Origin of the sequence: Serratia quinivorans (genome assembly GCF_946227985.1) — a bacterium.
GTDB lineage: Bacteria > Pseudomonadota > Gammaproteobacteria > Enterobacterales > Enterobacteriaceae > Serratia > Serratia quinivorans_A.
In genome coordinates, this window is sequence record NZ_CAMKGL010000002.1 from 58,600 (window position 1) to 79,546 (window position 20,947).

A 20,947-nucleotide genomic window follows, 5' to 3' on the forward strand; every position below is an offset into this window, starting at 1 on the left:
TCCAATTGCATGGGAGCAAGCAATGAGTCATGCCAGCAGTGAATTCATTCCGGCGCAGATCGCTATTCTGACCGTTTCGGACAGTCGCGGTGAAGCGGAAGACACCTCGGGCCAGTATCTGCAGGAAGCGGCGCTTGAGGCCGGGCACCAGGTGGTGGATCGCGCCATCGTCAAAGACGATAAATATCAAATCCGCGCCCGCATCTCCGCGTGGATCGCCGACGAGCAGGTTCAGGCCGTGCTGATCACCGGGGGCACCGGTTTTACCGCCAGGGACAATACCCCGGAAGCGCTGCTGCCGCTGTTCGATCGTGAAGTGGAAGGGTTCGGTGAACTGTTCCGCATGGTGTCCTACGAAGAGATTGGTACTGCCACTATTCAGTCGCGTGCGTTGGCCGGAATGGCCAACCAGACGGTGATTTTCGCCATGCCTGGCTCGACTCGAGCCTGCCGCACCGCCTGGGAACGTATTATTGAAGAGCAGTTGGACGCGCGTCATCGCCCGTGCAACTTCCTGCCACATTTGAAGAAATAGAAACTATGACGCAGCTGACTCACATTAACGCCGCGGGCGAAGCCCATATGGTCGACGTTTCCGCCAAGGCAGAGACGGTGCGCGAGGCGCGCGCCGAGGCCTTTGTTGAAATGCTGCCGACCACGCTGGCGATGATTATCGAGGGTAGCCATCACAAGGGTGATGTGTTTGCCACGGCGCGCATTGCCGGTATTCAGGCGGCGAAACGCACCTGGGAGCTGATCCCTCTGTGCCACCCACTGATGCTGAGCAAGGTCGAAGTGCAATTAGAAGCGCAGCCGGAACATAGCCGGGTACGGATTGAAACCTGCTGTCGGTTGACCGGCAAGACCGGCGTCGAAATGGAAGCCTTGACCGCTGCTTCGGTGGCCGCGTTGACCATTTACGACATGTGCAAGGCGGTACAAAAAGACATGGTGATCGGCCCGGTGCGGCTGCTGGCGAAAAGCGGCGGTAAATCCGGTGATTTTAAGGTGGAGCTATGATTAACATTCTGTTTTTTGCGCAGGTGCGCGAACTGGTCGGCACCGGCGATCTGTCAATGCCGGCGGACTACCCAACGGTAGAGGCGCTGCGTAAGGCGCTGTGCGCACGCGGCGATCGCTGGGCGCTGGCATTGGAGTCCGGCAAGCTGTTGACGGCGGTAAACCAATCCCTGGTGGCGGCGGAACATCCGCTGCGTGCCGGTGATGAAGTCGCTTTCTTTCCACCGGTAACCGGGGGTTAATGGTGGAAAATACCCGTATCCGCGTGGGTGAAGCGCCGTTCAACGTCGGCGAAGAATACCAGTGGCTGGCGCAGTGTGATGACGACGGTGCCGTGGTGACCTTTACCGGCAAGGTACGTAACCATAATCTGGGCGATAACGTCAGTGCGCTGACGCTGGAACACTACCCGGGCATGACCGAAAAAGCGCTGGCGGAAATCGTGGACGAAGCACGCAGCCGCTGGCCATTGCAGCGCGCGACGGTGATCCACCGCGTGGGTGAGCTGTTCCCTGGCGATGAGATTGTGTTTGTCGGCGTGACCAGCGCCCACCGCAGCATGGCATTCGAAGCCAGCGAGTTCATCATGGACTACCTGAAAACCCGCGCCCCGTTCTGGAAACGCGAAGCCGTTGGCCAGGGCGACCGCTGGGTTGACGCGCGCGATAGCGACCGTCAGGCGGCGGAGCGCTGGCATAAAGCGGCTAAATAATCGGTAAACAGCAGAAATATATCAATACCTTTGCAACTTTCAGGTTAGGTTTTCTGTGGTAGGCTTATAGCAGGTAGACCCCGCTGTTATGAGGGTCTGAAATCTTGTTCCACACGCAAAAGGTAACCGTCATGGACCGATATCCACGCTCTAATGGTTCAATCGTCGAACGTGCCAACAGCGGCATTCAGGCTTATATGGCGCAGGTATACGGCTGGATGACCTGTGGCATGCTGTTGACGGCGTTTGTATCCTGGTACGCGGCCAACACGCCCGCGATCCTTAACTTTATCTTCTCCAGCCAGATCACCTTCTTCGGCCTGATTATCGCGCAGCTGGGTCTGGTGTTCGTGATTTCCGGCATGGTCAATCGTCTCAGTGGCACGGTCGCCACCTCGCTGTTTATGTTGTATTCGGCGCTGACCGGGTTGACGCTTTCCAGCATATTCATCGCCTATACCTACAGCTCGATTGCCAGCACCTTTGTGGTAACCGCCGGGATGTTCGGTGCGATGAGCCTGTACGGTTATACCACCAAGCGTGATTTGAGCGGTTTCGGCAGCATGCTGTTTATGGCGCTGATCGGTATTGTGCTGGCTTCGCTGGTCAATATCTGGCTGAAAAGCTCCGCGCTGATGTGGGCGATTACCTATATCGGGGTGGTGGTGTTTGTTGGCCTGACGGCGTATGACACCCAAAAACTGAAAGCGATGGGCGAGCAGTTGAATGCCGATGACAAAGACAGCTTCCGCAAGTACGCCATTGTCGGCGCGCTGACGCTGTATCTTGATTTCATCAACCTGTTCCTGATGTTGCTGCGCATTTTCGGCAACCGCCGCTAAATCCGTTGTCTTTCAAGCTGCAGCGTTGTTGACTGCGCTCGCATACCCCAGTCACTTACTTAAGTAAGCTCTTGGGGATACACGAGCTGGTCGCCTAACCGCAGCATGAAATCCATAGGATTTAGAGCGAATAGAAAGACTCTGCGATCGAGATCGCAGAGTCTTTTTTTATGCGATTTTACGGCGGAACATGGCATAGGCGGCGCTGCCGGTGGTGGCGGTGATCGCCAGTAGCGGCCACAGGCTGTGCCAGATGATGCTGAAACTGGCGTCCTTCAGGTAGATCTGTTTGGTGATGTCGGTGAAGTGGCGGATGGGATTCACCCAGGTGAGGTTTTGCAGCCACACCGGCATGTTCTCCACCGGCGAGACATAGCCGGAAAGCAGGATCGCCGGCATCATAAACACGAAGACGCCGATAAACGCCTGTTGCTGGGTGGCGCACAGCGACGAAATCAGCAGGCCGAACCCCACCAAAGACAAGCCGTAAATCAGCATGGTGCCGTAGAACAGCAGCAGCGAACCGGCGAACGGGATCTGATAGATAAAGATACCGATCAGCAACACGACGCTGGCCTGGAAGGTGGCGACGATCAGCGCCGGCACCGCTTTACCGATAAAAATCTGCCAGGTGGTCAACGGCGACACCAGCAACTGCTCCAGCGTACCCTGTTCGCGCTCCCGCGCTACCGACAGCGAGGTGACAATCAGCACACCGATAGTGGTGATCATGGCGATCAGCGACGGCACCACGAACCATTTATAATCCAGATTCGGGTTATACCAGTTGCGTATTACCAGTTCGCTGTTGTTGGGTTTGGCACGGTTACCGATCAGCTCATTTTGATAGTCCTGCACAATTTGCTGCACGTAGTTGGCGGCGATTTGCGCGCTGTTGGAGTTGCGCCCATCGAGCAACAATTGCAGCGGGGCCGTATTGCCGCTCGCGATATTACGCGAGAACTGGGCCGGGAAGCGGATCAACAGCAATGCTTTTTGGTTGTCGATGGTGGTTTGTATTTCTTGTGGGCTGCGCAACAGCAGCACATGCGAGAAGGCCTTGGCTTTGGCAAAACGCTGGGTCAGTTCGACCGAGGCGTGGCCGCTGTCTTCGCTGTAGACCGCGATGGTGGCGTTGGTCACTTCCAGCGTGGCGGCGAATGGGAACAGCAGCACCTGCACGATAACCGGCATAATCAGGATGGCGCGGGTCTGCGGATCGCGCAGCAGCGACTGCATTTCTTTTATGATTAACGTCCAGAGACGGTGAAACATCGTCTTTCCCCTTAATCCAGCCGCCGCTGGGTTTTCCAGGCCGTCAGGCCGATAAACACCACCGCCGAAGCGATCAGGAACAGCAGGTTAATCATCAGCACCGTGCCGATATTGCCCGCCAGGAACAGCGTTTGCAGCGTGCTGACGAAATAGCGTGCCGGAATGATATAGGTTACGGCGCGGACGATGGCCGGCATGCTGTCGATCTGGAAGATAAAGCCGGACAGCATGATCGAAGGCAGAAAGGCGGCGTTCAGCGCCACCATCGCCGCGTTAAACTGGTTGCGGGTAATGGTGGAAATCAGCAGCCCCATGCCGAGCGTACTGGCCAGGAACAGGCTGCTGATGACGAATAAAATCAGCAGCGAACCGCGATAGGGTACGCCGAGCACCCACACCGATACCGCCATGCATAACACCATGGCGATCATGCCGAGGACATAGTAGGGCACCAGTTTGGACAGCAGCAGCTCCGCACGTGTTACCTGGGTAGAAAGTAACGCCTCCATGGTGCCACGCTCCCACTCGCGGGCAATCACCAGGGAGGTGAGGATGGCACCTATCACCGTCATGATAATGGTGATGGCACCGGGAATGATGTAGTGCCGGCTGATGGCCGCCGGGTTGAACCAATAGCGCATCTGCACGTCGATTAAGGGTTTTTCCTCGCGCCCGCGGTCGGTAGCGCGCTGTTGTTGCCAGACTTGCCACACCCCCTGGGTATAGCCCTGAACAAAGTTGGCGGTATTCGGCTCGCTGCCGTCGGTGATAATTTGAATCGGTGCGCTGTCGTGCGGCCGCGCCATACGTTGGGCAAAATCGTTGGGGATCACTACCAGCCCGCGGATGCGTCCGGCCTGCATCAGTTGGATCAGCTGCTGACGATTATCGCTGATGGTCGGCTCGATATAGGGAGAACCGGCAAAAGCATTGGCCAAATCACGCGCCTCTTCGCTCTGTTGTTCCATCAGGATGCCCAGCCTCAGTTTGCTGGAGTCCAGATTGATGCCGTAGCCAAAGATAAACAGCAGCATCAGGGGAATGACAAAGGCGATCAGCCCGCTGCTCGGATCGCGCAGAATTTGCCGCGTCTCTTTCAGGCACAGCGCGCGCAACCGTCGCCAGGAAAAACCACTGTCGTCACGGGTGGCGGTTTGACTGTTCATGCTTTTTCCTCCTGATCGTAACCCTGCACCAGTTCGATAAACGCCTGTTCCATTGATGGACTGGGGTTATCGCTGCTGGCGACCTGGTGTTTGAGATCGTCCGGCGTGCCGGCGGCAATGATCTTGCCGCGATACACCAGCCCGATACGGTCGCAGTATTCCGCCTCATCCATAAAGTGGGTGGTGACCATTACCGTCACGCCTTTATCCACCATGCCGTTGATATGCAGCCAGAACTCGCGCCGGGTCAGGGGATCGACGCCCGATGTCGGTTCATCGAGAAACAGGATATCCGGCTCGTGCATCAGCGCGCAGGCCAGTGCCAGCCGCTGTTTGAAGCCCAGTGGCAGCGAGTCCGGCGTCTGGTTGAGGATCGGGCCAAAGTTGAAGGCGTTGGACATCTCGCTGATTTTATCGCGCTGCGCCTTGCCGCTCAGGCCATAAACGCCGGAAAAGAACTTGAGGTTTTGCGCCACCGTCAGGTTGCCGTACAGCGAGAATTTCTGCGCCATATAACCCAAATGCTGGCGCGCCTTGCCGGAGCTGGTTTTCAAATCCATACCCAGCACCAGCGCCTTGCCTTCGGTGGGCACCAGCAACCCGCACATCATTTTAAAGGTGGTGGATTTACCGGCGCCGTTCGGGCCGAGCAGGCCGAAAATCTCACCGCGCTGCACTTTGAAGTCCACGTGATCGGTGGCGGCAAAGTCGCCGAATTTCTTGGTCAGCCCTTGCGCTTCGATCACCGTTTCCGTGCTTTCTCCCACGACGGTCGGCATGATCTCCGCCAGCGCAGATTTGCTGTTGGGGCCGCCGCCGAGCAGGTCGATAAAAGCATCTTCAAAGCGCGGTTCCGCTTCGCTCAGTTCAGCATCCGGCAGATCCAATGCCTGCAGTACCTGGCGATGATCTTCGCCTTGCTTGAGGATCAGCCGCAGGTATTTCCCCTGGAGAGCGCAGTCGGTGACCGACGGCAGGCAGATAGCCCGTTGCAGCAGGGCGCGGTGGCTACCGGCCGGTGGCGCGATCAGCACCGTGCGTCCGGCCATTCTCTGGGTAAGATCTTTCGGTGCGCCGCTGAACAGCAGTTCCCCTTCGTTAAGCAGCAGCACTTCGCGGCACTGTTCGGCTTCGTCCAGATAAGAGGTGCTCCACAGGATCAACATGCCGTCGTTGGCCAGTTCATGCACCATACGCCATAGCTCGCGGCGCGAGATCGGATCGACGCCAACCCCAGGCTCATCCAGCAACAGCACCTGCGGTTGCCCGACCAGCGTACAGGCCAGCCCGAGTTTTTGCTTCATGCCGCCGGAAAGTTTGCCCGCCAGCCGGCTGGTAAAGCGAGTGAGATCGGTAAATGTCAGCAGCCGATCGAAGGTTTGCTTGCGGAGATCGCCGGTGACGCCGCGCAGATCGGCGTACAGCGTCAGGTTTTCCATCACCGTCAGATCTTCATACAGGCCGAACTTTTGCGGCATGTAGCCGAGGATGGCGTGCAACTGACGATCCTGGGCGATCGGATCCAACCCGGCGACGCGCAACGTGCCACTACTGGGTTTCAACAACCCGGCCAGCATACGCAGCAGGGTGGTTTTACCGGCGCCGTCCGGACCCACCAGCCCGGTGACGGCGCCGCTGGTCAGCCGGGTCGTCAGGCTGGCGACCGCCGGTTTTGCCAGTGACGGGAAACGCTTTTCCAGCGCCTCAAGCTCAATGACCTGTTCCATCACCGCTCCCTCAAGGTTGGGTAAAGCGAACGGTGACCGGCATCCCCTGGCGCAGCGCGTCATCGGCGTCGGTCACTATCACCCGCAGGCGATACACCAGGTCGGTACGCAGGTCCGGGGTTTCGACGCTTTTCGGCGTGAATTCAGCGGTCGGCGAGACAAAGCCGATTTTGCCGTGATACGGCTTGTCTGGCCGGCCGTCGGTGTAGATTTCCAACTCGGTACCGGGCGTCGCCTTACCCAGGCTGGCCTCGTTGACATAGGCGCGTACCCATACCGGACGGGTCAGCGACAAAGTAAACACCGTGCCACCGGCGCTGAGCATGGTGCCCGGCTCGACTGCCCGCGTCAGCACCGTGCCGGCGGACGGGGAAACCAGGCTGGTGTCGTGCAGGTTAAGCTGTGCCTGCGCCAGTGCGGCTTCGCTTTGCGCCAGATTGGCTTTGGCCTCTTCTATTTCTTGCGGGCGATTACCGCTTAGGTACTGCGTCAGCTTGTCTTTCGACGCCTGCAGGTTGGCCTGCGCCTGATTGCGTGAGGTGCGGGCATCTTCCAGTGCATCGGCAGAGGTGGCATTTTTCGCCCACAGGCCCTGCTGGCGCTTCAGGAAGCTATCGGCATAGCTAAAGGCGGACAGTCGCTGCGCCATTTCCGAACGTACCTGGGCAATTTCTTCGGCGCGGTAACCGGCCATCAGCAGCGCCAGCTTGGCTTTGGCGCTGCCAACGTTAGCCTGCGCCTGCTGCAGCGCGTTGATGTAGGGCGCGTCATCCAGTTTGCCGAGCAATTGCCCCGGTTGCAGGGTATCGCCTTCATCCACCGTCAGCGACGCCAGCCGCCCATCGACGCGGAAGCCCAAATTCACCGTGCGAATATCCACGTTACCGTACAGCGTCAGCGGTTTGTCCTGATGCTGTTGGTAATACCAGACCCCGTAAACGGCCGCGGCGATCAGCACGACAACGGCCACCAAAAAGGCACTGCGTTTCTTGTTCATAACACTCCCTGCCTATAAAGATTAAACCCAATGAATTTCACGTTACGGTTAGGCGACAAGTGCGTGAATCCCCAGGCGCTTACTTAAGTAAGTGGCTGGGGGGAGCGCACGCAGTCAACAACGCCGTAGCTTGAAAGACGAAGGGTTTACGCGCCATGGCGTTGGCGCAGCCCATTAACCAGAATCTCAATGTGTTCAGCCAGTACTTCGCTGATTTGTTCTGCCTCGGCAGTGTCGATTTGCTGCCAACCGGCCTGTCGGCGAACGGTTTCCCGCGCCACGCGAAACGACAACACTTCGCCGATCAGCGCGTGGGTATGCAGCACAATTTTGGTCGAGTGCGGATCGATGCCGGTGTAGGCCGCCAGCAGGCGGCAAAGCTTGTTATGCAGCGGCGCCACCACCTGCTGGTGGATCAGCGGGTAGGCATCGGTGGGGGAGAGCTGCTCGCGCGACATGATTTTGCTCAGGTTCAGCGTCTGCGGTTGGGTCATCAGGTCGCTGAACGCCAGCAGGCCGCGTTTCAGATGTTCGAGGTAGTGCTCCGGCAGACGTTCGGCTTCCGGGAGTTGCCAGAAGCGGTCTATCTCTTCGGCCAGCGGGCGAAACGCCTGCTGGATAAAATCGGCAATCCACTGGGCGACGGCCAGATACAGGCCCTCTTTGGAATTGAAGTAGTAGGTGATGGCGGCGATATTGTGCCCGGCGCGCTGGGCAATATCGCGGGTGGTGGCACCCTGAATGCCGTATTCGCCGAACATTTCGATGGCGGCGGCAATCAACTGCTGACGCGCCTGTTCGCCCCGTGCCCGGCCGGCAGTCTGATTATTTGGCATTATTGATGATGCTCGCAAAAGTTAATCAATCGTATGATTAACTTTATGCCATATTGCACAAAATGCAATCAGTAACCGCCATTTATTTAAGGGCATCTTTTCAGACTTGGCTGAATTGTCGGCATATTGTGCTCTGCGTCACTTAATTTGCGTTTTCTTGTTCGACTTCTGCTACACTCGCCCGCTTGGTGCACTGCAGTTTGTGCCAATCCCTCGTGGTCATGCAAAATGTCCCGTCTGATAATCCTCCCAGGAAACTGCACCGAACACTGTTAGGTTAGGGGGGATCTGGAGTTTTTCTCTTTATGTCATTTGAAACCCTCGGCTTAAGTGCTGAAATTCTGCGCGCTGTTGAAGAACAGGGCTATCGCGAACCTACGCCAATTCAGCGCCAGGCTATTCCTGTCGTATTGGAAGGTCGTGACCTGATGGCCAGCGCCCAGACCGGTACCGGTAAAACCGCTGGCTTTACCCTGCCGCTGCTACAGCTGCTGAGTAAGCATGACCATGCGGTCAAAGGTCGCCGTCCGGTACGTGCGTTGATCCTGACGCCTACCCGTGAACTGGCTGCGCAGATCGGCGAAAACGTCGAATCCTACAGCAAATACCTGCGCCTGCGTTCGCTGGTGGTATTTGGTGGCGTGAGCATCAACCCGCAGATGATGAAACTGCGCGGCGGCGTCGACGTGCTGGTGGCAACACCGGGTCGCCTGCTGGATCTGGAACACCAGCGCGCGGTTGACCTGTCCAAAATTGAAATTCTGGTGCTGGACGAAGCTGACCGCATGCTGGATATGGGCTTTATCCATGATATCCGCCGCGTGCTGGCCAAACTGCCTGCCAAGCGTCAGAACCTGCTGTTCTCTGCAACCTTCTCCGACGACATCAAAGGGCTGGCCAACAAACTGTTGCACAACCCGGCATCGGTTGAAGTGGCGCGCCGTAACACCGCGTCCGAGCAGATTGAGCAAAGCGTGCACTTTGTTGACAAGAAGCGTAAGCGGGAACTGCTGTCCCAGATGATCGGCGAAGGTGACTGGAAGCAAGTCTTGGTGTTTAACCGCACCAAACACGGCGCCAACCACCTGGCTGAACAGCTGAACAAAGACGGCATCACTGCCGCCGCTATCCACGGCAACAAAAGCCAGGGCGCGCGTACCCGCGCATTGGCCGATTTTAAAGACGGCAAAATCCGCGTATTGGTCGCTACCGACATCGCGGCACGCGGTCTGGACATCGACCAGTTGCCACACGTGGTGAACTACGAGTTGCCTAACGTGCCGGAAGACTACGTGCACCGCATCGGTCGTACCGGTCGTGCTGAACGTACCGGTGAGGCGATCTCGCTGGTGTGCGTGGACGAACACAAACTGCTGCGTGATATCGAACGCCTGCTCAAACGTGAGATCCCGCGTATTGCTCTACCGGGCTATGAGCCGGATCCGAGCATCAAGGCCGAACCGATCATCAACGGTCGTCAGGCTGGTGGGCGCGGTGCTCCACGCGGCAACGGCGGTGGTCAACGCTCCGGTAACGGTGGCGGCCAGCGCAGTGGCAACGGTGGCGGCAATGGCGGTCAGCGTGAAAACCGCGGTGGCGGCAGTGCGCGTCCGCAGGGTGATGGCAAGCCGCGCTCAGGTGCTCCGCGCCGTCCGCGCAGCCGCCCGGCTGAGTAAATTGCGCTGTTGTCAGCCGTCTGAGGCCACCTTTAGGGTGGCCTTTTTTATACGTAAAAATCAGCGCATCTCAAGTTCCGGCACCACCGACATGCCAACGCGCAGCCGCGCCAGTTCCGGCTGATTTGGTTCCAGCAGGATTTTCACCGGCAGGCGTTGCACCACTTTGGTGTAGTTGCCGGTGGCGTTATCGGCGCTGATGGCGGCAAAGGTGGAACCGGTAGCCGGGGCGATGCTGTCAACGTGGCCGCGCAGCGTCACGCCGGGCAGCGCATCGACGGTGATGGATACCGGCTGACCGGCAGAGACGTTGGCTAACTGGGTTTCCAGGAAGTTGGCGACCACGTAGCTCTGCTGTAACGGCACCACCGCCAGCAGACGCGTACCGGCGGAGACCCAGGCACCCTGGCGTACCGCACGCTGACCGACGCTGCCGGCAATCGGCGCAATAATCTGGGTATAGGAAAGATTCAGACGCGCCTGATCAACGCTGGCCTGCGAGGCGGCAATATTCGCTTCGGCCTGTTTGCGGCTGGCCTGCAACACCCCAACTTCCTTGCGTGCCGACACCACTGCCGCCTGATTTTGCTTTAGCTGCGCGGCGGCGGTCTGCATTATGGAGGCCGATTTCTGCTGCTCATCTGCGGTGGCGGTGCCGGTTTTCAGCAACCGGCGATAGCGATCGGCGTTCTGCCCGGCATAGTTGAGCGTGGCCTGGCTGGCGCTGACGCCGGCTTCCTGCTGGGCAATATTGGCCTGCTGTTGATCCAGCTGCGCCTGAATACTGGACAATTTGGCCTGGCTAATCTGCAGATTGGCCAGTGCCGTTTCCAGCGCCACGCGGTAATCCCGATCGTCGAGGGTGGCCAGCACTTCACCGGCTTTTACCTGCTGGTTGTCACTGACGTTGACGCTGCGGATATAGCCGGAAATTTTGGGGGCCACCAGCGTGTAATCGGCGCTCACGACCGCATCATCGGTACGTAAATGGTGGCGATTGAGCGATGAGCGGACAAAAAAAGCGATCGCCAGCAGGATTAACAGCAGCAACGCCAGGGTTAAGGTTCGTTTTGCAGGGGTGAAGCTCATGGTTGTGATCCTGATGTTTTTGGAACTAAAGGTAAGAGCGTTTGCGGCGGATAGACACGCTTCGGCAACCAGGCGGTCAGCAACACCAACAGCAGCGCGCAGCCAATAATCAGCAGATAGGCATCACTGATGCTGAGGATCACCACCTGATGCTTTATCAGCGTCGAAAAATGCCCGAGATTTTCCGCTGAACTGACCGAGCCGTCCGGTAACAGCGGCATAGCCCCGCTGGCGTGTTCTGAGCTCTCTGCCGTCATCAGCCATGGGCGATTACCCAGCCGGTCAACCAGCACATGAGAGTGAAATTGCTCCCGGTGGCTAATAAAATTCTCGACCAGGCTGCCCGCCGCCACGGCGGAAAAACCGCGCACGGTGTTAAACATTGCCGAGGCAAAAGGCCCTTCCGGTGGCAGGATCACGCTGGTGGAGGTCATTAACACCGGCAAAATCATCATCGGCTGGCCAAATGCCTGCAGGCCTTGGATCAGCCAGAAGTTTTCTCGTGCCCAATCGTCGGTCAATTGCATTCCCAGCAGGCAGGAGACGGCGATTAGCGCGGCACCGATAGTCAGCACCCAACGGGCGTCTATCCAGCGCAGGTTCAACAGGGCGGCGATGAAAGGGGCTATCACCAACTGCGGCAGGCCGACGGCTAACGCCAGCGGCGCAAATTGTACGGTGCGAAAACCCTCCACCTGCGAAAAGTAAAACGACGGCAGCATTGAACCTGACAGCGCCAGCAACAGCACGCCAGCCAGCGTCAGCAGGCTATAAGAAAGATTGATTCGCCGCAGTAATTGCAGTTTTAACAGTGGCAACGGATGGAACCATTCGTTGATTAAAAACGTCACCAGCAACGCAATGGAAACCGGCAGCATCAGGCTAATCAAGGGGGAATTGAACCAGTCGAGCCGTTCTCCCTGTGTCAGCGAAAGGATCAACAGCGCAATACCGCTGCAACCGGTCAGCATGCCGAACAGATCGATCTGGCGGAAACGCTCCAGCCGCAAGGGATCCTGCGGCAGCCCCCAGCCAATCAATAAAGAAGCTATCAGACACAGCGGGATCGCCTGCCAAAAGACAAACTGCCAACCCAGACTGTCGGTCCACAGGGCCGCCAGCGGTGCCGCGACATTGGGGCCAAAGGTGGCGGTGAGCGCATAGGCGGCCAGCCCGTAAAGTTTGATGGTCGGGGGCAGAAAACGCAGTGCCACCGTCATCAGCAACGGCGGCAATGCCCCGCCAAACAGGCCTTGCACCACCCGCAGAGCAATAAACAGCGTGGGATCAGCGGTTAACGGCTGGAGTAAGCCGACGGTGGCAAAACCGCCGATCATCACCAGGGCGAAACGGCGTAGCGAAAAAGTCACGGCAAACCAGGGGGCCACCATCATGGCCGACACTTCCGCGGCCTGATAGGCCGAGGTGATCCAGCTCCCCTGGTCGAAACCGATACCGATAGCCGCGCGGATATCCGCCAGCGCCAAATCGCTGATGCGGTCATTGAGTCCAGAGGTCAGGGCGGCAATCAGCACACCCACTAACCCCACAGCCAGACGCAGGGTAAAAGGATGCGGCGCAGCGACGGCAGGCGCAGGCTGAGCATTCATAGTATGACTCCAGAAACGAAACTTACGATGCACTGTATTGTATAGCGATACATTGTGACGCATGCTACATTGTGATGCACTGTATTGCAATGTGGTACATCGTGCCGCCTGACCGGAAAAAATGTTACAGTGTGGTCAAAAGCAAGGAAAAGAGCCTTCCATGTCTGAACCCACAACATATTGTGATGATGAAAAAGCCGGCGGTATTCAGGTCATTACCCGTGCGGCTAAAATCCTCGATGCGCTGGGCGCCAAGCCCAATGGCATGAGCCTTGGCGAAATCGCACAGGCGGTCGAACTGCCGCGCTCCACCGTACAACGTATCGTCAACGCGCTGGACTCCGTGCAATTGGTACGCGGCGGTGCCGGTGGTGTGCGCCTCGGGCCGTCGTTGCTGCGGCTGATTGCCAGCGTACATACCGAAATGGTGTCGATTGCGACCCCCTGGTTGCAGGCGTTATGTGACGCTACCGGCGAGACGGTTTCGCTGGGGCGCGCCAGCGGTTTGCAACTGGCGGTAGTGCACTACATTGTGGCGGATCGTGAGCTGCGAGTGGTGCCACGCATCGGCATGAATCTGCCGCTGTACAGCACCTCCGGCGGACGAGCGCTGCTGGCGTTGAACAGCGACGATGCGGCCCGGGATTTACTGGGTGAGGCCTATAGGGCGGTGACCGATATGACGGTACGCGATTTTCCGGCACTGCTGCAGCACCTGACCGAAATACGCCGTACCGGCCTGGCCTTCGATCGGGAAGAAACGCTGGAAGGCGTCTCTACCATGGCGGTGGCTATCGACACCATTCTGGGGCGTTTCTCCATCAGTCTGTTAGTGCCCAGCACCCGTTTGGCCAAGAATGAAGCTCGCTTCCGCGAGGAGATCCTTAAGTGCAAAGACGCGTTGATCGATGAGATTGGCAAGGTGGCGTCGCGAGATTAACCGGAGAAGATAATGAAAACGCTGTTGGTGGCGGTTGATAATTCCGCTAATGCTCGTAAGGTCATTTCACTGGCTGCCGAACAGGCATTGGCGCAACAGGCGGCGCTAGTGGTGCTTTGTTGTGTCGATCTGAGTTATTGCGTAACGGGGCCGTTTGAAATAGAACCGGGTGAAGATCCGGCAGATTTCGGTTACGCGCAGGATGAACAACAGGCCGCCGCGACCGTGGTGCACCGGGCACTGAGCGAACTGCAGGCGGCAGGGGTCAATGCGCGCGGGCGGGTGGTGGCCGGTGAACCGGCAGAAACCATTGTTGCCCAGGCGAAAGAGCTGAATGCGACGATGATTATTATGGGGCGACGCCATCTTTCCCCCTTTAGACGTTTGTTGAATGGGTCGCACAGCGCCCTGGTGATTGAGAATGCCGATTGCCCAGTGTTGGTTGACGTGCGTGCCGACTGATTTTGCCTAATCCCGGAGCCGAAGATGAAACTGAAATGTGCCATTCTTGATGATTATCAGCAGGTCGCGCTCAGCATGGCCGACTGGTCTGCCCTCGGCGATCGGGTTGAAGTGTTCAGCATCGGCCAGCATTTTAGTGATGAAGCGGAACTGGCCGTGCATCTGCAGGACTGCGATATTTTGGTGATTATGCGTGAACGCACGCCAATCACCGCCTCGCTGCTGGCGCGTTTGCCTCGGTTAAAGCTGTTGATTACCTCGGGCATGCGCAATGCCTCTATTGATTTGGCGGCGGCGGCACAGCGTGGGGTTATTGTCTGCGGCACCGCCAGCGGCTCAGCCGCACCGATGGAACTGACCTGGGCACTGCTGCTGGGGTTGGCGAAGCATATGGTGCCGGAAAGCGTCGGCCTGCGTAATAACGGCCCCTGGCAGCAAGCGGTTGGCGTGACCCTGCAGGGCAAGACGCTGGGCCTGCTGGGATTGGGCAAGATTGGCAGCCAAATGGCGGTGGTGGCGCAGGCGTTTGGTATGCGGGTGCTGGCCTGGAGCCAAAACCTGACGGCAGAAAGGGCCGCCGAGGTGGGGGGGACGCTGGCAGCATCCAAACAGGCGCTGTTCGAACAGAGCGACTTTGTTTCGATTCATCTGGTGCTCAGTGAGCGTAGCCGTGGGCTGGTGGGCCGGCCAGAGCTGCAGGCGATGAAGAAAACCGCTTATCTGATCAATACCTCGCGTGCGGCGATTGTCGATCGCAGCGCGTTGATTGACGCATTGCAGCAGGGGCAAATTGCCGGTGCCGGGCTGGACGTGTTTGAGGTTGAACCCCTGCCGAGTGACGACATTTTCCGCCAACTGCCCAACGTGTTGGCGACGCCGCATCTGGGTTATGTGGCCGACAGCAACTATCAAATCTATTTCCGCGAAGCGATCGAAAACATCGAGGCGTTTATCGCCGGTGTTCCGCTGCGTCAATTGGCGTAGCGCGGTTTTATTCCCCCCAGATGCTTGTCTGCTGCGGGCATTCCCCCGTATCATTGCGCGTCTTTTTTAGCAGGGGTGAACATGCGCGTATTATTGGCTCCGATGGAGGGCGTTCTCGATTCTTTGGTGCGTGAGCTACTCACCGAAGTGAACGACTACGACCTGTGCATCACCGAATTCCTGCGCGTGGTTGATCAACTGCTGCCTGCCAAGTCTTTCTACCGCCTGTGCCCTGAACTGCATCATGCCAGTCGTACGCCGTCCGGCACCCTGGTGCGTATCCAATTGCTCGGTCAATACCCGCAGTGGCTGGCGGAAAACGCTGCCCGCGCAGTTGAACTGGGTTCTTACGGTGTTGATCTCAACTGCGGTTGCCCGTCCAAGCTGGTTAACGGCAGCGGCGGTGGGGCGACGCTGCTCAAAGACCCGGAGCTGATTTACCAGGGCGCCAAAGCCATGCGTGCAGCGGTGCCTGCCCATTTGCCGGTAACGGTAAAAATACGCTTGGGCTGGGACAGCGACAGCCGCAGCTTTGAAATTGCCGATGCGGTGCAACAGGCGGGCGCCACCGAGCTGGCGGTGCATGGGCGTACCAAAGAGGACGGCTACAAGGCCGAGCGCATTAACTGGGCGGCGATTGGCGAGATCCGCCAGCGGCTGACCATTCCGGTGATCGCCAACGGCGAAATCTGGGACTACCAGAGCGCACAAGACTGCCTGCAAACCACCGGTTGTGATGCGGTGATGCTGGGGCGCGGCGCATTAAACGTGCCGAACCTGAGCCGGGTGGTGAAATACAACGAACCGCGCATGCCGTGGCCGCAGGTGGTGCAGCTATTGCAAAAATACGTTCATCTGGAAAAGCAGGGCGACACTGGTCTGTACCACGTGGCGCGGATCAAGCAGTGGCTGGGGTATTTGCGCAAAGAGTATGCCGAGGCCACCGAACTGTTCGGCGAAGTGCGTGCGCTGACCAACTCGAAGGACATTGCCCGGGTGATTTGCCGTTAAGGATTAAACAGGGGAGCAGTGCTCCCCCATTGAGTTAACGGTTATTTTCCTGCCAGCAGTTTAAGAACCTCATCTGCCACTGCAGCACCCGACGCCGGATTTTGTCCGGTGGCCACGCGTTGATCGCTCAATGCGAATGCGGCCCAGGGTTCAGCCGCTTTCTGATAAAGGGCTCCGCGTTTTTTCAGCTCGGTTTCGGTCAGGTAGGGCACCAGCTTATCCAATTCGGCCAACTGTTCCTCTTCATTGCTAAAACCGGTGACCTTTTTGCCGTTAATCAGGTAGTCGCCGTTGGCCAGTTTGATATTCAACAGGCCGATAGCTCCGTGACACACGGAGGAGATCACGCCACCGCTTTCATAAATCGACTGGCTAATGGTTTGCAGTGCCGGGTTGTCCAGGAAATCCCAGATCACGCCGTGGCCGCCGGCATAGTAGATAGCGCCATAATCGGTGGCGTTTACCTGAGAAGGTTTCAGTGTGGCACCCAGCCGGTTCATAAACAGCTTGTTTTGATACCATTCCCAGTCAGTGGCGTCAGCCATGGCCAGGCTGTGGGGATCGATTGGGGTATAACCGCCTGACGGGCTGACATAGTCAACCTGATAGCCGGCAGCTTCAACTTTTTTCACGAAGTGTACCGCTTCCCCCAGCCACAGGCCGGTGGCGCGATCGATACTGGGGTATTTGGCAATACTGGTGAGTACCACCAGGATCTTCTTTTTCATTATGCTTCCTCTCGATTGACTGCTTCCATCGGGCTAAAGTATAGCCAATCTCTGAGGTTCAGTTGTCCAGATCGATCTGGAAGTAGCGCATCAGCGCTGCACGCCGTTCGTCTTCGGAATGCAGCGTCGATTCATGGCGTTGGTGATCTTCGGTGATAATCAGTTTGTTCTCGCTGAGGGTCACACGGCCATTTTCCGTTGGCCGCGAGCACACCAGCCGCTGGGTAAAATGCGACTGCGGCGAGGTGCTGTGGTAGTGGCACATGCCGTCGAACTCACTCGGCTCACGGGCTTGCAGGGTAAAGCGGTACAGGGTTTTGGCGTGCGAGCGGTTATCGCCATTTCTGCGCTCCAGGTAATAGATTTCGCCTTCCTGCTCTAAGTGGAAGGTGCCGGTGCTTTGCGGTTGCTGCTCGGTGGTGGTGATCTTCAGCGGCGTCAGGAACGAATCACCAAACCCCACGTCCACCAGATACGGCTGATCCAGCTCCACCATCAGTGCCATATGGTCGAACGGCGGGCCGAAGCTGCCGTCGCGCGCGCGGATCTCACCGGAAATAAACTGCACGTTAAAGCCGATGTCTTTCAACAGCAGAGCAAACAGCCGGTTCAGCTCATAGCAAAAGCCGCCGCGGTTGCGTTCGACAATTTTATTGAACAGCGCCGGTTCCTCCAGATGAATCCCCTGGCGATAAATAATGCTCAGGTTCTCAAAGGGCACGCTCAGCATATGGCAGCGGTGTAATTGTTGCAGCGTCAGGAGGTCAGCCTGGGGGATGCCTGCGAATCCAATATGTTGCAGGTAGCGTTGTCTATCCACGGTGTGTCTCGCAGCAAAAAAATTGATTATATCTTTCATACTTCAAGCTGCCTCTTTGTTGACTTCCTATGCTTACCCCGGTCACGTACTGCTTGTACGCTCCCGGGGATGCGCTTAGTTGTCGCCGCGATGCAACTCGAATTATTTTGGATATATAAAATAGTTGGATTTTTTACTGCTGTGGGCGCAATACGTGCTGCGTCAGAACGCCGGGGGTTGGTCCGCCGCCTGCAGCAGCAGATTCACCCAGCGGCGGGTGGTGGCGCTAACGAACGCGCTGTCCGCCCAGCACAGGCGGTAGTGGTAGGCGGCGGGCAGTTGTCGGTCGTCGCCAAAGACCCGAACCAGCTTGCCGTTGGCCAGGGCATCCTGCGCGACAGCCAGGCTGCCGAGTACGATGCCGTTACCTTCTATCGCTTCCTGCAGGGCATGGCCGACGCTGTTGAAGGTGAGAATACCGCGCGGTGCCGGGGTGCCTTCGCCATAGGCGGCGAACCAGTCTTGCCAGCCGGCTATGCCCACCTTCTGCCCATCCTTCCACGGCGAGTGGATCAACTGCGACAGCGACAAATCGGTGGCCGTAATGCGACGAGGGTGCGCGGCGAGAAAGGCCGGGCTGGCTAACGGCGCGAAGGCATCGGCGAGCAGCTCGCGGGAGTGCGGCGGCGGGTTGGCCGTTGGGCTGTAACGGATGGCAATGTCTGCCTCGCCATTGGCCAGGTCACGCAGGCTTTCGTTGGCGTCCAGCACCAGCGAAACATCAGGATCGGCACGGCGCAGAGCCGGCAGGCGTGCGGCCAGCCAGTGGCTGGCGATGCCCAGCGTGCAGGTCAGCTTCAGCGTTTGCTGTTGCTCCGGCCGGACGCGATCGCTGGCTTTTTGCAGCAGCGTCAGTGCGCGGGTCACGTCGATGGCCAGTTGTTTGCCGGTGTCGTTTAGCGCCACCGCGTTCCCCTTGCGGTGAAACAGCTCAACGCCCAGCTCATTTTCCAAATGACGTATCTGGCGGCTGACCGCCCCCAGCGTGACGTTCAACTCCTCCGCTGCCTCGGTAAAACTGGCGCAGCGCGCCGCCACCTCGAAAGTGTGCAAGGCTTTCAGGGAGGGCAGGCGAGGTTGAGCGTTCAGCTTGAGTTTCATTCAACCATATTGCCAATCTATCGATGTTCCACAAGTGATTTTTTGCTTACTTTTAGGGCAAATATTCGACGGGAGTATCGCGTGGACATTGTGATGGGGCTGGCTGCCGCACTGTGCTGGGGCGGCACGGATTTTTTGGTCGGTATCAACGCCCGATCGGTGGGGGTGCGCAGGGCGGTATTTTTTTCGCAGGCGATTGGCTTTGTGATTTTTACTGCCTTATTACCGACAACGGCGGTTCCTGTCTTTGCGACTTCCGGCGTGGTTTGGGGGTTGGCATTGCTGGCCGCTGCCCTGATCGTAGGCGGTTCACTGGCGCTGTCGCAGGCCTTCGCTATTGGCAAGGCGGCGATGGTGGCCCCTATGGTCACCAGCTACGGTGCGGTTACCACACTGTTGTCGTGGCTAAGTGGCGAACCTTTGGCGGGGCTTACCCTGACGGGGCTGGTTATTTGTGTGCTGGGGGTGATGCTGACCGCCGTCAGCCCTGCTCGGCAGCCGGAAAACTCTTCGTCGACCTTAACGGCGATCGCCTGCGCGCTGATCGCCGCGTGCTGTTATGGCACCGGTTTTTGGCTGCAGGGGAAATACACGCTGCCGGTACTGGGGCCGAGTGTCAGCCTGTGGCTCGGCTATACGCTCGGGCTGACGGCCCTGTTGGCGCTGAGCGCTAACCGGCGTGCATTGGTGGCTCGTCCAGGCTGGCGGCAGGGTGGGCTATTGCTGGCCGCCAGTTTGCTCAACCTGGGTGGCTTTAGCGCCTTTGCCGTAGGGGCCGGTGGCGGATCGGTGGCGGTGGTAACGGTGCTTAGCACTCTGTCTGGCGGTATTGCCGCGCTGCTGGGCGCTTTGCTGCTGCGTGAGCGCCTTGCCGCCCTACAGTGGCTGGGCGTGTTAACGGTATTGGCCGGTGCCGTGGTGCTGCACTGGCATTAAGCTCCAGGCTCAGCCAATAAGTCCTTACTCCTGCGTGCCGGGGTGCATATTTTTTTGCATCCAGTGGCGTAATGACACGACGTCGGGGCGATCGGCAGTGTCTTCCAGCGTCACCAGATAATAATTCGCGCCGGGTAAAGACAGATCAAAAGGTGCCACCAGCATTTTGCGTTTTATCAAATCTTCTGCCAGCAACTTACTGGCAATAACCACCCCTTGCCCTGCCACGGCAGCCTGCAACGCATGGGTTTCATCGCTGAAATACAGGCCTCTTGAAATATTCAGGTTCTCCGGCCCGTAACCTTGCTGCCAGTGTTTCCAGTCAGGGTTTTCGGCAGGAACATGCCTGTTCTCGACGTGAAACAGCGTCGTGCGGTGCAGGTCGCTCAGGGTATTCAAGGCCAGTGCCGGGCTGGCAACCACGATAAACCGATCCTCATACAGCAAGGTACTGTGAAGGCCTATTTCAGCGGTTTCACGATAACGTATGGCTACGTCGACGGTACGCTGCGTTAAGTCGACGCTTTGCACGCTGGTATGCAGGTGTAAATCAATCTCGGGAAATTGTGCTTTGAAGCTTTCAAGGCGCAGCACCAGCCAATGGGTCAAAAAGTTCGAGGTGGTGGTGATGGTCAGCGCCGGAGGTTGTCTGGCCTGATCAATTTTTTTTACCGACTCTTCCAGGGCGGTAAAGGCGGATTGGGTGCCCGTATACAGTAAGTGTCCGGCCTCGGTCAGTTTCACCCCCTGCGCGTTGCGTTCGAACACGCGGCATTCCAGCATGGATTCAATCAAACGGATTTGATGGCTGACAGCGGTAGCGCTGACATTCAGTTGCCCGGCAGCCTGCTTGAAGCTAAGGCAATCGGCCACCGCATGGAAGGCGCGCAGTGCGCCCAGCGGCGGTAAACGGGAGGGTTTCATAATGAGTTATTTTCATCCATGGGTGAAAACTCTGACTTTGATTGCCTGATTA

The 20,947-nt window shown here is 57.9% G+C and carries 22 protein-coding genes; 11 read left to right on the top strand and 11 right to left on the bottom strand.

Annotated features, from left to right (window positions below):
• Positions 1-22: 22 nt before the first annotated feature.
• The 5 genes from moaB to OCH02_RS08860 all read left to right on the top strand — a co-directional run bounded on the left by moaB (position 23) and on the right by OCH02_RS08860 (position 2,574).
• Entirely contained in the window at positions 23-535 is a 513-nt protein-coding gene (gene moaB / locus OCH02_RS08840) for a molybdenum cofactor biosynthesis protein B (RefSeq protein WP_261430879.1), read from the top strand.
• 5 nt (positions 536-540) lie between these two features.
• A complete protein-coding gene (gene moaC / locus OCH02_RS08845) occupies positions 541-1,020 on the top strand; it encodes a cyclic pyranopterin monophosphate synthase MoaC (protein WP_012005756.1) in 480 nt (159 codons plus the stop codon).
• Entirely contained in the window at positions 1,017-1,262 is a 246-nt protein-coding gene (gene moaD, locus OCH02_RS08850; RefSeq protein ID WP_017891981.1) for a molybdopterin synthase sulfur carrier subunit, read from the top strand. Before moaC ends, moaD begins: the two co-directional genes overlap by 4 nt.
• A 2-nt stretch (positions 1,263-1,264) precedes the next feature.
• Positions 1,265-1,732 (top strand): molybdopterin synthase catalytic subunit MoaE, encoded by a 468-nt coding sequence (gene moaE, locus OCH02_RS08855; RefSeq protein ID WP_261431341.1) that lies wholly within the window; start codon positions 1,265-1,267, stop codon positions 1,730-1,732.
• Positions 1,733-1,863: 131 nt separating this feature from the next.
• Entirely contained in the window at positions 1,864-2,574 is a 711-nt protein-coding gene (locus OCH02_RS08860; protein WP_012005759.1) for a Bax inhibitor-1 family protein, read from the top strand.
• Positions 2,575-2,742: 168 nt separating this feature from the next.
• Here OCH02_RS08860 and OCH02_RS08865 read toward each other — a convergent pair whose 3' ends face one another.
• The 5 genes from OCH02_RS08865 to cecR all read right to left on the bottom strand — a co-directional run bounded on the left by OCH02_RS08865 (position 2,743) and on the right by cecR (position 8,575).
• Entirely contained in the window at positions 2,743-3,849 is a 1,107-nt protein-coding gene (locus tag OCH02_RS08865) for an ABC transporter permease (RefSeq protein WP_261430880.1), read from the bottom strand.
• 11 nt (positions 3,850-3,860) lie between these two features.
• Entirely contained in the window at positions 3,861-5,015 is a 1,155-nt protein-coding gene (locus OCH02_RS08870; RefSeq protein ID WP_261430882.1) for an ABC transporter permease, read from the bottom strand.
• Positions 5,012-6,742, bottom strand: coding sequence for an ATP-binding cassette domain-containing protein (locus OCH02_RS08875; RefSeq protein WP_261430883.1), 1,731 nt, complete (start codon positions 6,740-6,742; stop codon positions 5,012-5,014). Before OCH02_RS08875 ends, OCH02_RS08870 begins: the two co-directional genes overlap by 4 nt.
• A 10-nt stretch (positions 6,743-6,752) precedes the next feature.
• Positions 6,753-7,739, bottom strand: a complete 987-nt coding sequence (gene hlyD / locus OCH02_RS08880) for a secretion protein HlyD (protein ID WP_261430884.1) — start codon at positions 7,737-7,739, stop codon at positions 6,753-6,755.
• Between the two features lie 146 nt (positions 7,740-7,885).
• The gene (gene cecR / locus OCH02_RS08885) at positions 7,886-8,575 is read right to left on the bottom strand and encodes a transcriptional regulator CecR (RefSeq protein ID WP_261430885.1); all 690 of its coding nucleotides are present in this window, start codon (positions 8,573-8,575) and stop codon (positions 7,886-7,888) included.
• Between the two features lie 305 nt (positions 8,576-8,880).
• On the opposite strand from cecR, the gene rhlE reads away from it, so the two are divergent.
• Positions 8,881-10,251, top strand: a complete 1,371-nt coding sequence (gene rhlE, locus OCH02_RS08890) for an ATP-dependent RNA helicase RhlE (RefSeq protein ID WP_012005765.1) — start codon at positions 8,881-8,883, stop codon at positions 10,249-10,251.
• A gap of 60 nt (positions 10,252-10,311) precedes the next feature.
• Here the strand turns inward: rhlE and OCH02_RS08895 are convergent, their stop codons facing one another.
• Complete coding sequence (locus tag OCH02_RS08895; protein ID WP_261430886.1) at positions 10,312-11,340, bottom strand: HlyD family secretion protein; 1,029 nt, start codon at positions 11,338-11,340, stop codon at positions 10,312-10,314.
• Positions 11,337-12,950: an MFS transporter gene (locus OCH02_RS08900; protein WP_261430887.1), complete on the bottom strand. Its 1,614-nt coding sequence runs from the start codon at positions 12,948-12,950 to the stop codon at positions 11,337-11,339. Before OCH02_RS08900 ends, OCH02_RS08895 begins: the two co-directional genes overlap by 4 nt.
• 160 nt (positions 12,951-13,110) lie before the next feature.
• Between OCH02_RS08900 and OCH02_RS08905 the strand changes: the two genes are divergently transcribed.
• From OCH02_RS08905 to dusC, 4 genes are all read left to right on the top strand, one after another.
• Complete coding sequence (locus OCH02_RS08905; protein WP_261430888.1) at positions 13,111-13,890, top strand: IclR family transcriptional regulator; 780 nt, start codon at positions 13,111-13,113, stop codon at positions 13,888-13,890.
• Between the two features lie 12 nt (positions 13,891-13,902).
• A complete protein-coding gene (locus OCH02_RS08910) occupies positions 13,903-14,352 on the top strand; it encodes a universal stress protein (protein ID WP_261430889.1) in 450 nt (149 codons plus the stop codon).
• 24 nt (positions 14,353-14,376) lie between these two features.
• Entirely contained in the window at positions 14,377-15,336 is a 960-nt protein-coding gene (locus OCH02_RS08915; protein WP_261430890.1) for a D-2-hydroxyacid dehydrogenase family protein, read from the top strand.
• An 81-nt stretch (positions 15,337-15,417) separates the two neighbouring features.
• Positions 15,418-16,347 carry a tRNA dihydrouridine(16) synthase DusC gene (dusC, locus tag OCH02_RS08920; RefSeq protein ID WP_012005771.1) on the top strand — a complete coding sequence of 310 codons (930 nt, stop codon included), beginning with the start codon at positions 15,418-15,420 and terminating at the stop codon, positions 16,345-16,347.
• Between the two features lie 41 nt (positions 16,348-16,388).
• On the opposite strand, the gene OCH02_RS08925 is transcribed toward dusC, so the two are convergent.
• The 3 genes from OCH02_RS08925 to OCH02_RS08935 all read right to left on the bottom strand — a co-directional run bounded on the left by OCH02_RS08925 (position 16,389) and on the right by OCH02_RS08935 (position 19,035).
• On the bottom strand, positions 16,389-17,075 hold the full coding sequence (locus OCH02_RS08925; RefSeq protein ID WP_261430891.1) for a type 1 glutamine amidotransferase domain-containing protein: 687 nt from the start codon (positions 17,073-17,075) through the stop codon (positions 16,389-16,391).
• Between the two features lie 58 nt (positions 17,076-17,133).
• Positions 17,134-17,895 (bottom strand): arylamine N-acetyltransferase family protein, encoded by a 762-nt coding sequence (locus OCH02_RS08930; protein WP_261430892.1) that lies wholly within the window; start codon positions 17,893-17,895, stop codon positions 17,134-17,136.
• A 201-nt stretch (positions 17,896-18,096) separates the two neighbouring features.
• Positions 18,097-19,035, bottom strand: a complete 939-nt coding sequence (locus OCH02_RS08935) for a LysR substrate-binding domain-containing protein (protein WP_261430893.1) — start codon at positions 19,033-19,035, stop codon at positions 18,097-18,099.
• 81 nt (positions 19,036-19,116) lie between these two features.
• Here OCH02_RS08935 and OCH02_RS08940 point away from each other — a divergent pair, with 81 nt between their 5' ends.
• Positions 19,117-19,971 (top strand): DMT family transporter, encoded by an 855-nt coding sequence (locus OCH02_RS08940; RefSeq protein WP_261430894.1) that lies wholly within the window; start codon positions 19,117-19,119, stop codon positions 19,969-19,971.
• A 24-nt stretch (positions 19,972-19,995) separates the two neighbouring features.
• Here OCH02_RS08940 and OCH02_RS08945 read toward each other — a convergent pair whose 3' ends face one another.
• On the bottom strand, positions 19,996-20,895 hold the full coding sequence (locus OCH02_RS08945; protein ID WP_261430895.1) for a LysR substrate-binding domain-containing protein: 900 nt from the start codon (positions 20,893-20,895) through the stop codon (positions 19,996-19,998).
• Between the last annotated feature and the right edge of the window lie 52 nt (positions 20,896-20,947).

Bases quoted from the DNA above. Each gene is read 5' to 3' on its own strand.
- moaB (WP_261430879.1), top strand. From the start codon at position 23: ATGAGTCATGCCAGCAGTGAATTCATTCCGGCGCAGATCGCTATTCTG.
- moaC (WP_012005756.1), top strand. From the start codon at position 541: ATGACGCAGCTGACTCACATTAACGCCGCGGGCGAAGCCCATATGGTC.
- moaD (WP_017891981.1), top strand. From the start codon at position 1,017: ATGATTAACATTCTGTTTTTTGCGCAGGTGCGCGAACTGGTCGGCACC.
- OCH02_RS08860 (WP_012005759.1), top strand. From the start codon at position 1,864: ATGGACCGATATCCACGCTCTAATGGTTCAATCGTCGAACGTGCCAAC.
- OCH02_RS08865 (WP_261430880.1), bottom strand. From the start codon at position 3,849: ATGTTTCACCGTCTCTGGACGTTAATCATAAAAGAAATGCAGTCGCTG.
- OCH02_RS08870 (WP_261430882.1), bottom strand. From the start codon at position 5,015: ATGAACAGTCAAACCGCCACCCGTGACGACAGTGGTTTTTCCTGGCGA.
- OCH02_RS08875 (WP_261430883.1), bottom strand. From the start codon at position 6,742: ATGGAACAGGTCATTGAGCTTGAGGCGCTGGAAAAGCGTTTCCCGTCA.
- hlyD (WP_261430884.1), bottom strand. From the start codon at position 7,739: ATGAACAAGAAACGCAGTGCCTTTTTGGTGGCCGTTGTCGTGCTGATC.
- cecR (WP_261430885.1), bottom strand. From the start codon at position 8,575: ATGCCAAATAATCAGACTGCCGGCCGGGCACGGGGCGAACAGGCGCGT.
- rhlE (WP_012005765.1), top strand. From the start codon at position 8,881: ATGTCATTTGAAACCCTCGGCTTAAGTGCTGAAATTCTGCGCGCTGTT.
- OCH02_RS08895 (WP_261430886.1), bottom strand. From the start codon at position 11,340: ATGAGCTTCACCCCTGCAAAACGAACCTTAACCCTGGCGTTGCTGCTG.
- OCH02_RS08900 (WP_261430887.1), bottom strand. From the start codon at position 12,950: ATGAATGCTCAGCCTGCGCCTGCCGTCGCTGCGCCGCATCCTTTTACC.
- OCH02_RS08905 (WP_261430888.1), top strand. From the start codon at position 13,111: ATGTCTGAACCCACAACATATTGTGATGATGAAAAAGCCGGCGGTATT.
- OCH02_RS08910 (WP_261430889.1), top strand. From the start codon at position 13,903: ATGAAAACGCTGTTGGTGGCGGTTGATAATTCCGCTAATGCTCGTAAG.
- OCH02_RS08915 (WP_261430890.1), top strand. From the start codon at position 14,377: ATGAAACTGAAATGTGCCATTCTTGATGATTATCAGCAGGTCGCGCTC.
- dusC (WP_012005771.1), top strand. From the start codon at position 15,418: ATGCGCGTATTATTGGCTCCGATGGAGGGCGTTCTCGATTCTTTGGTG.
- OCH02_RS08925 (WP_261430891.1), bottom strand. From the start codon at position 17,075: ATGAAAAAGAAGATCCTGGTGGTACTCACCAGTATTGCCAAATACCCC.
- OCH02_RS08935 (WP_261430893.1), bottom strand. From the start codon at position 19,035: ATGAAACTCAAGCTGAACGCTCAACCTCGCCTGCCCTCCCTGAAAGCC.
- OCH02_RS08945 (WP_261430895.1), bottom strand. From the start codon at position 20,895: ATGAAACCCTCCCGTTTACCGCCGCTGGGCGCACTGCGCGCCTTCCAT.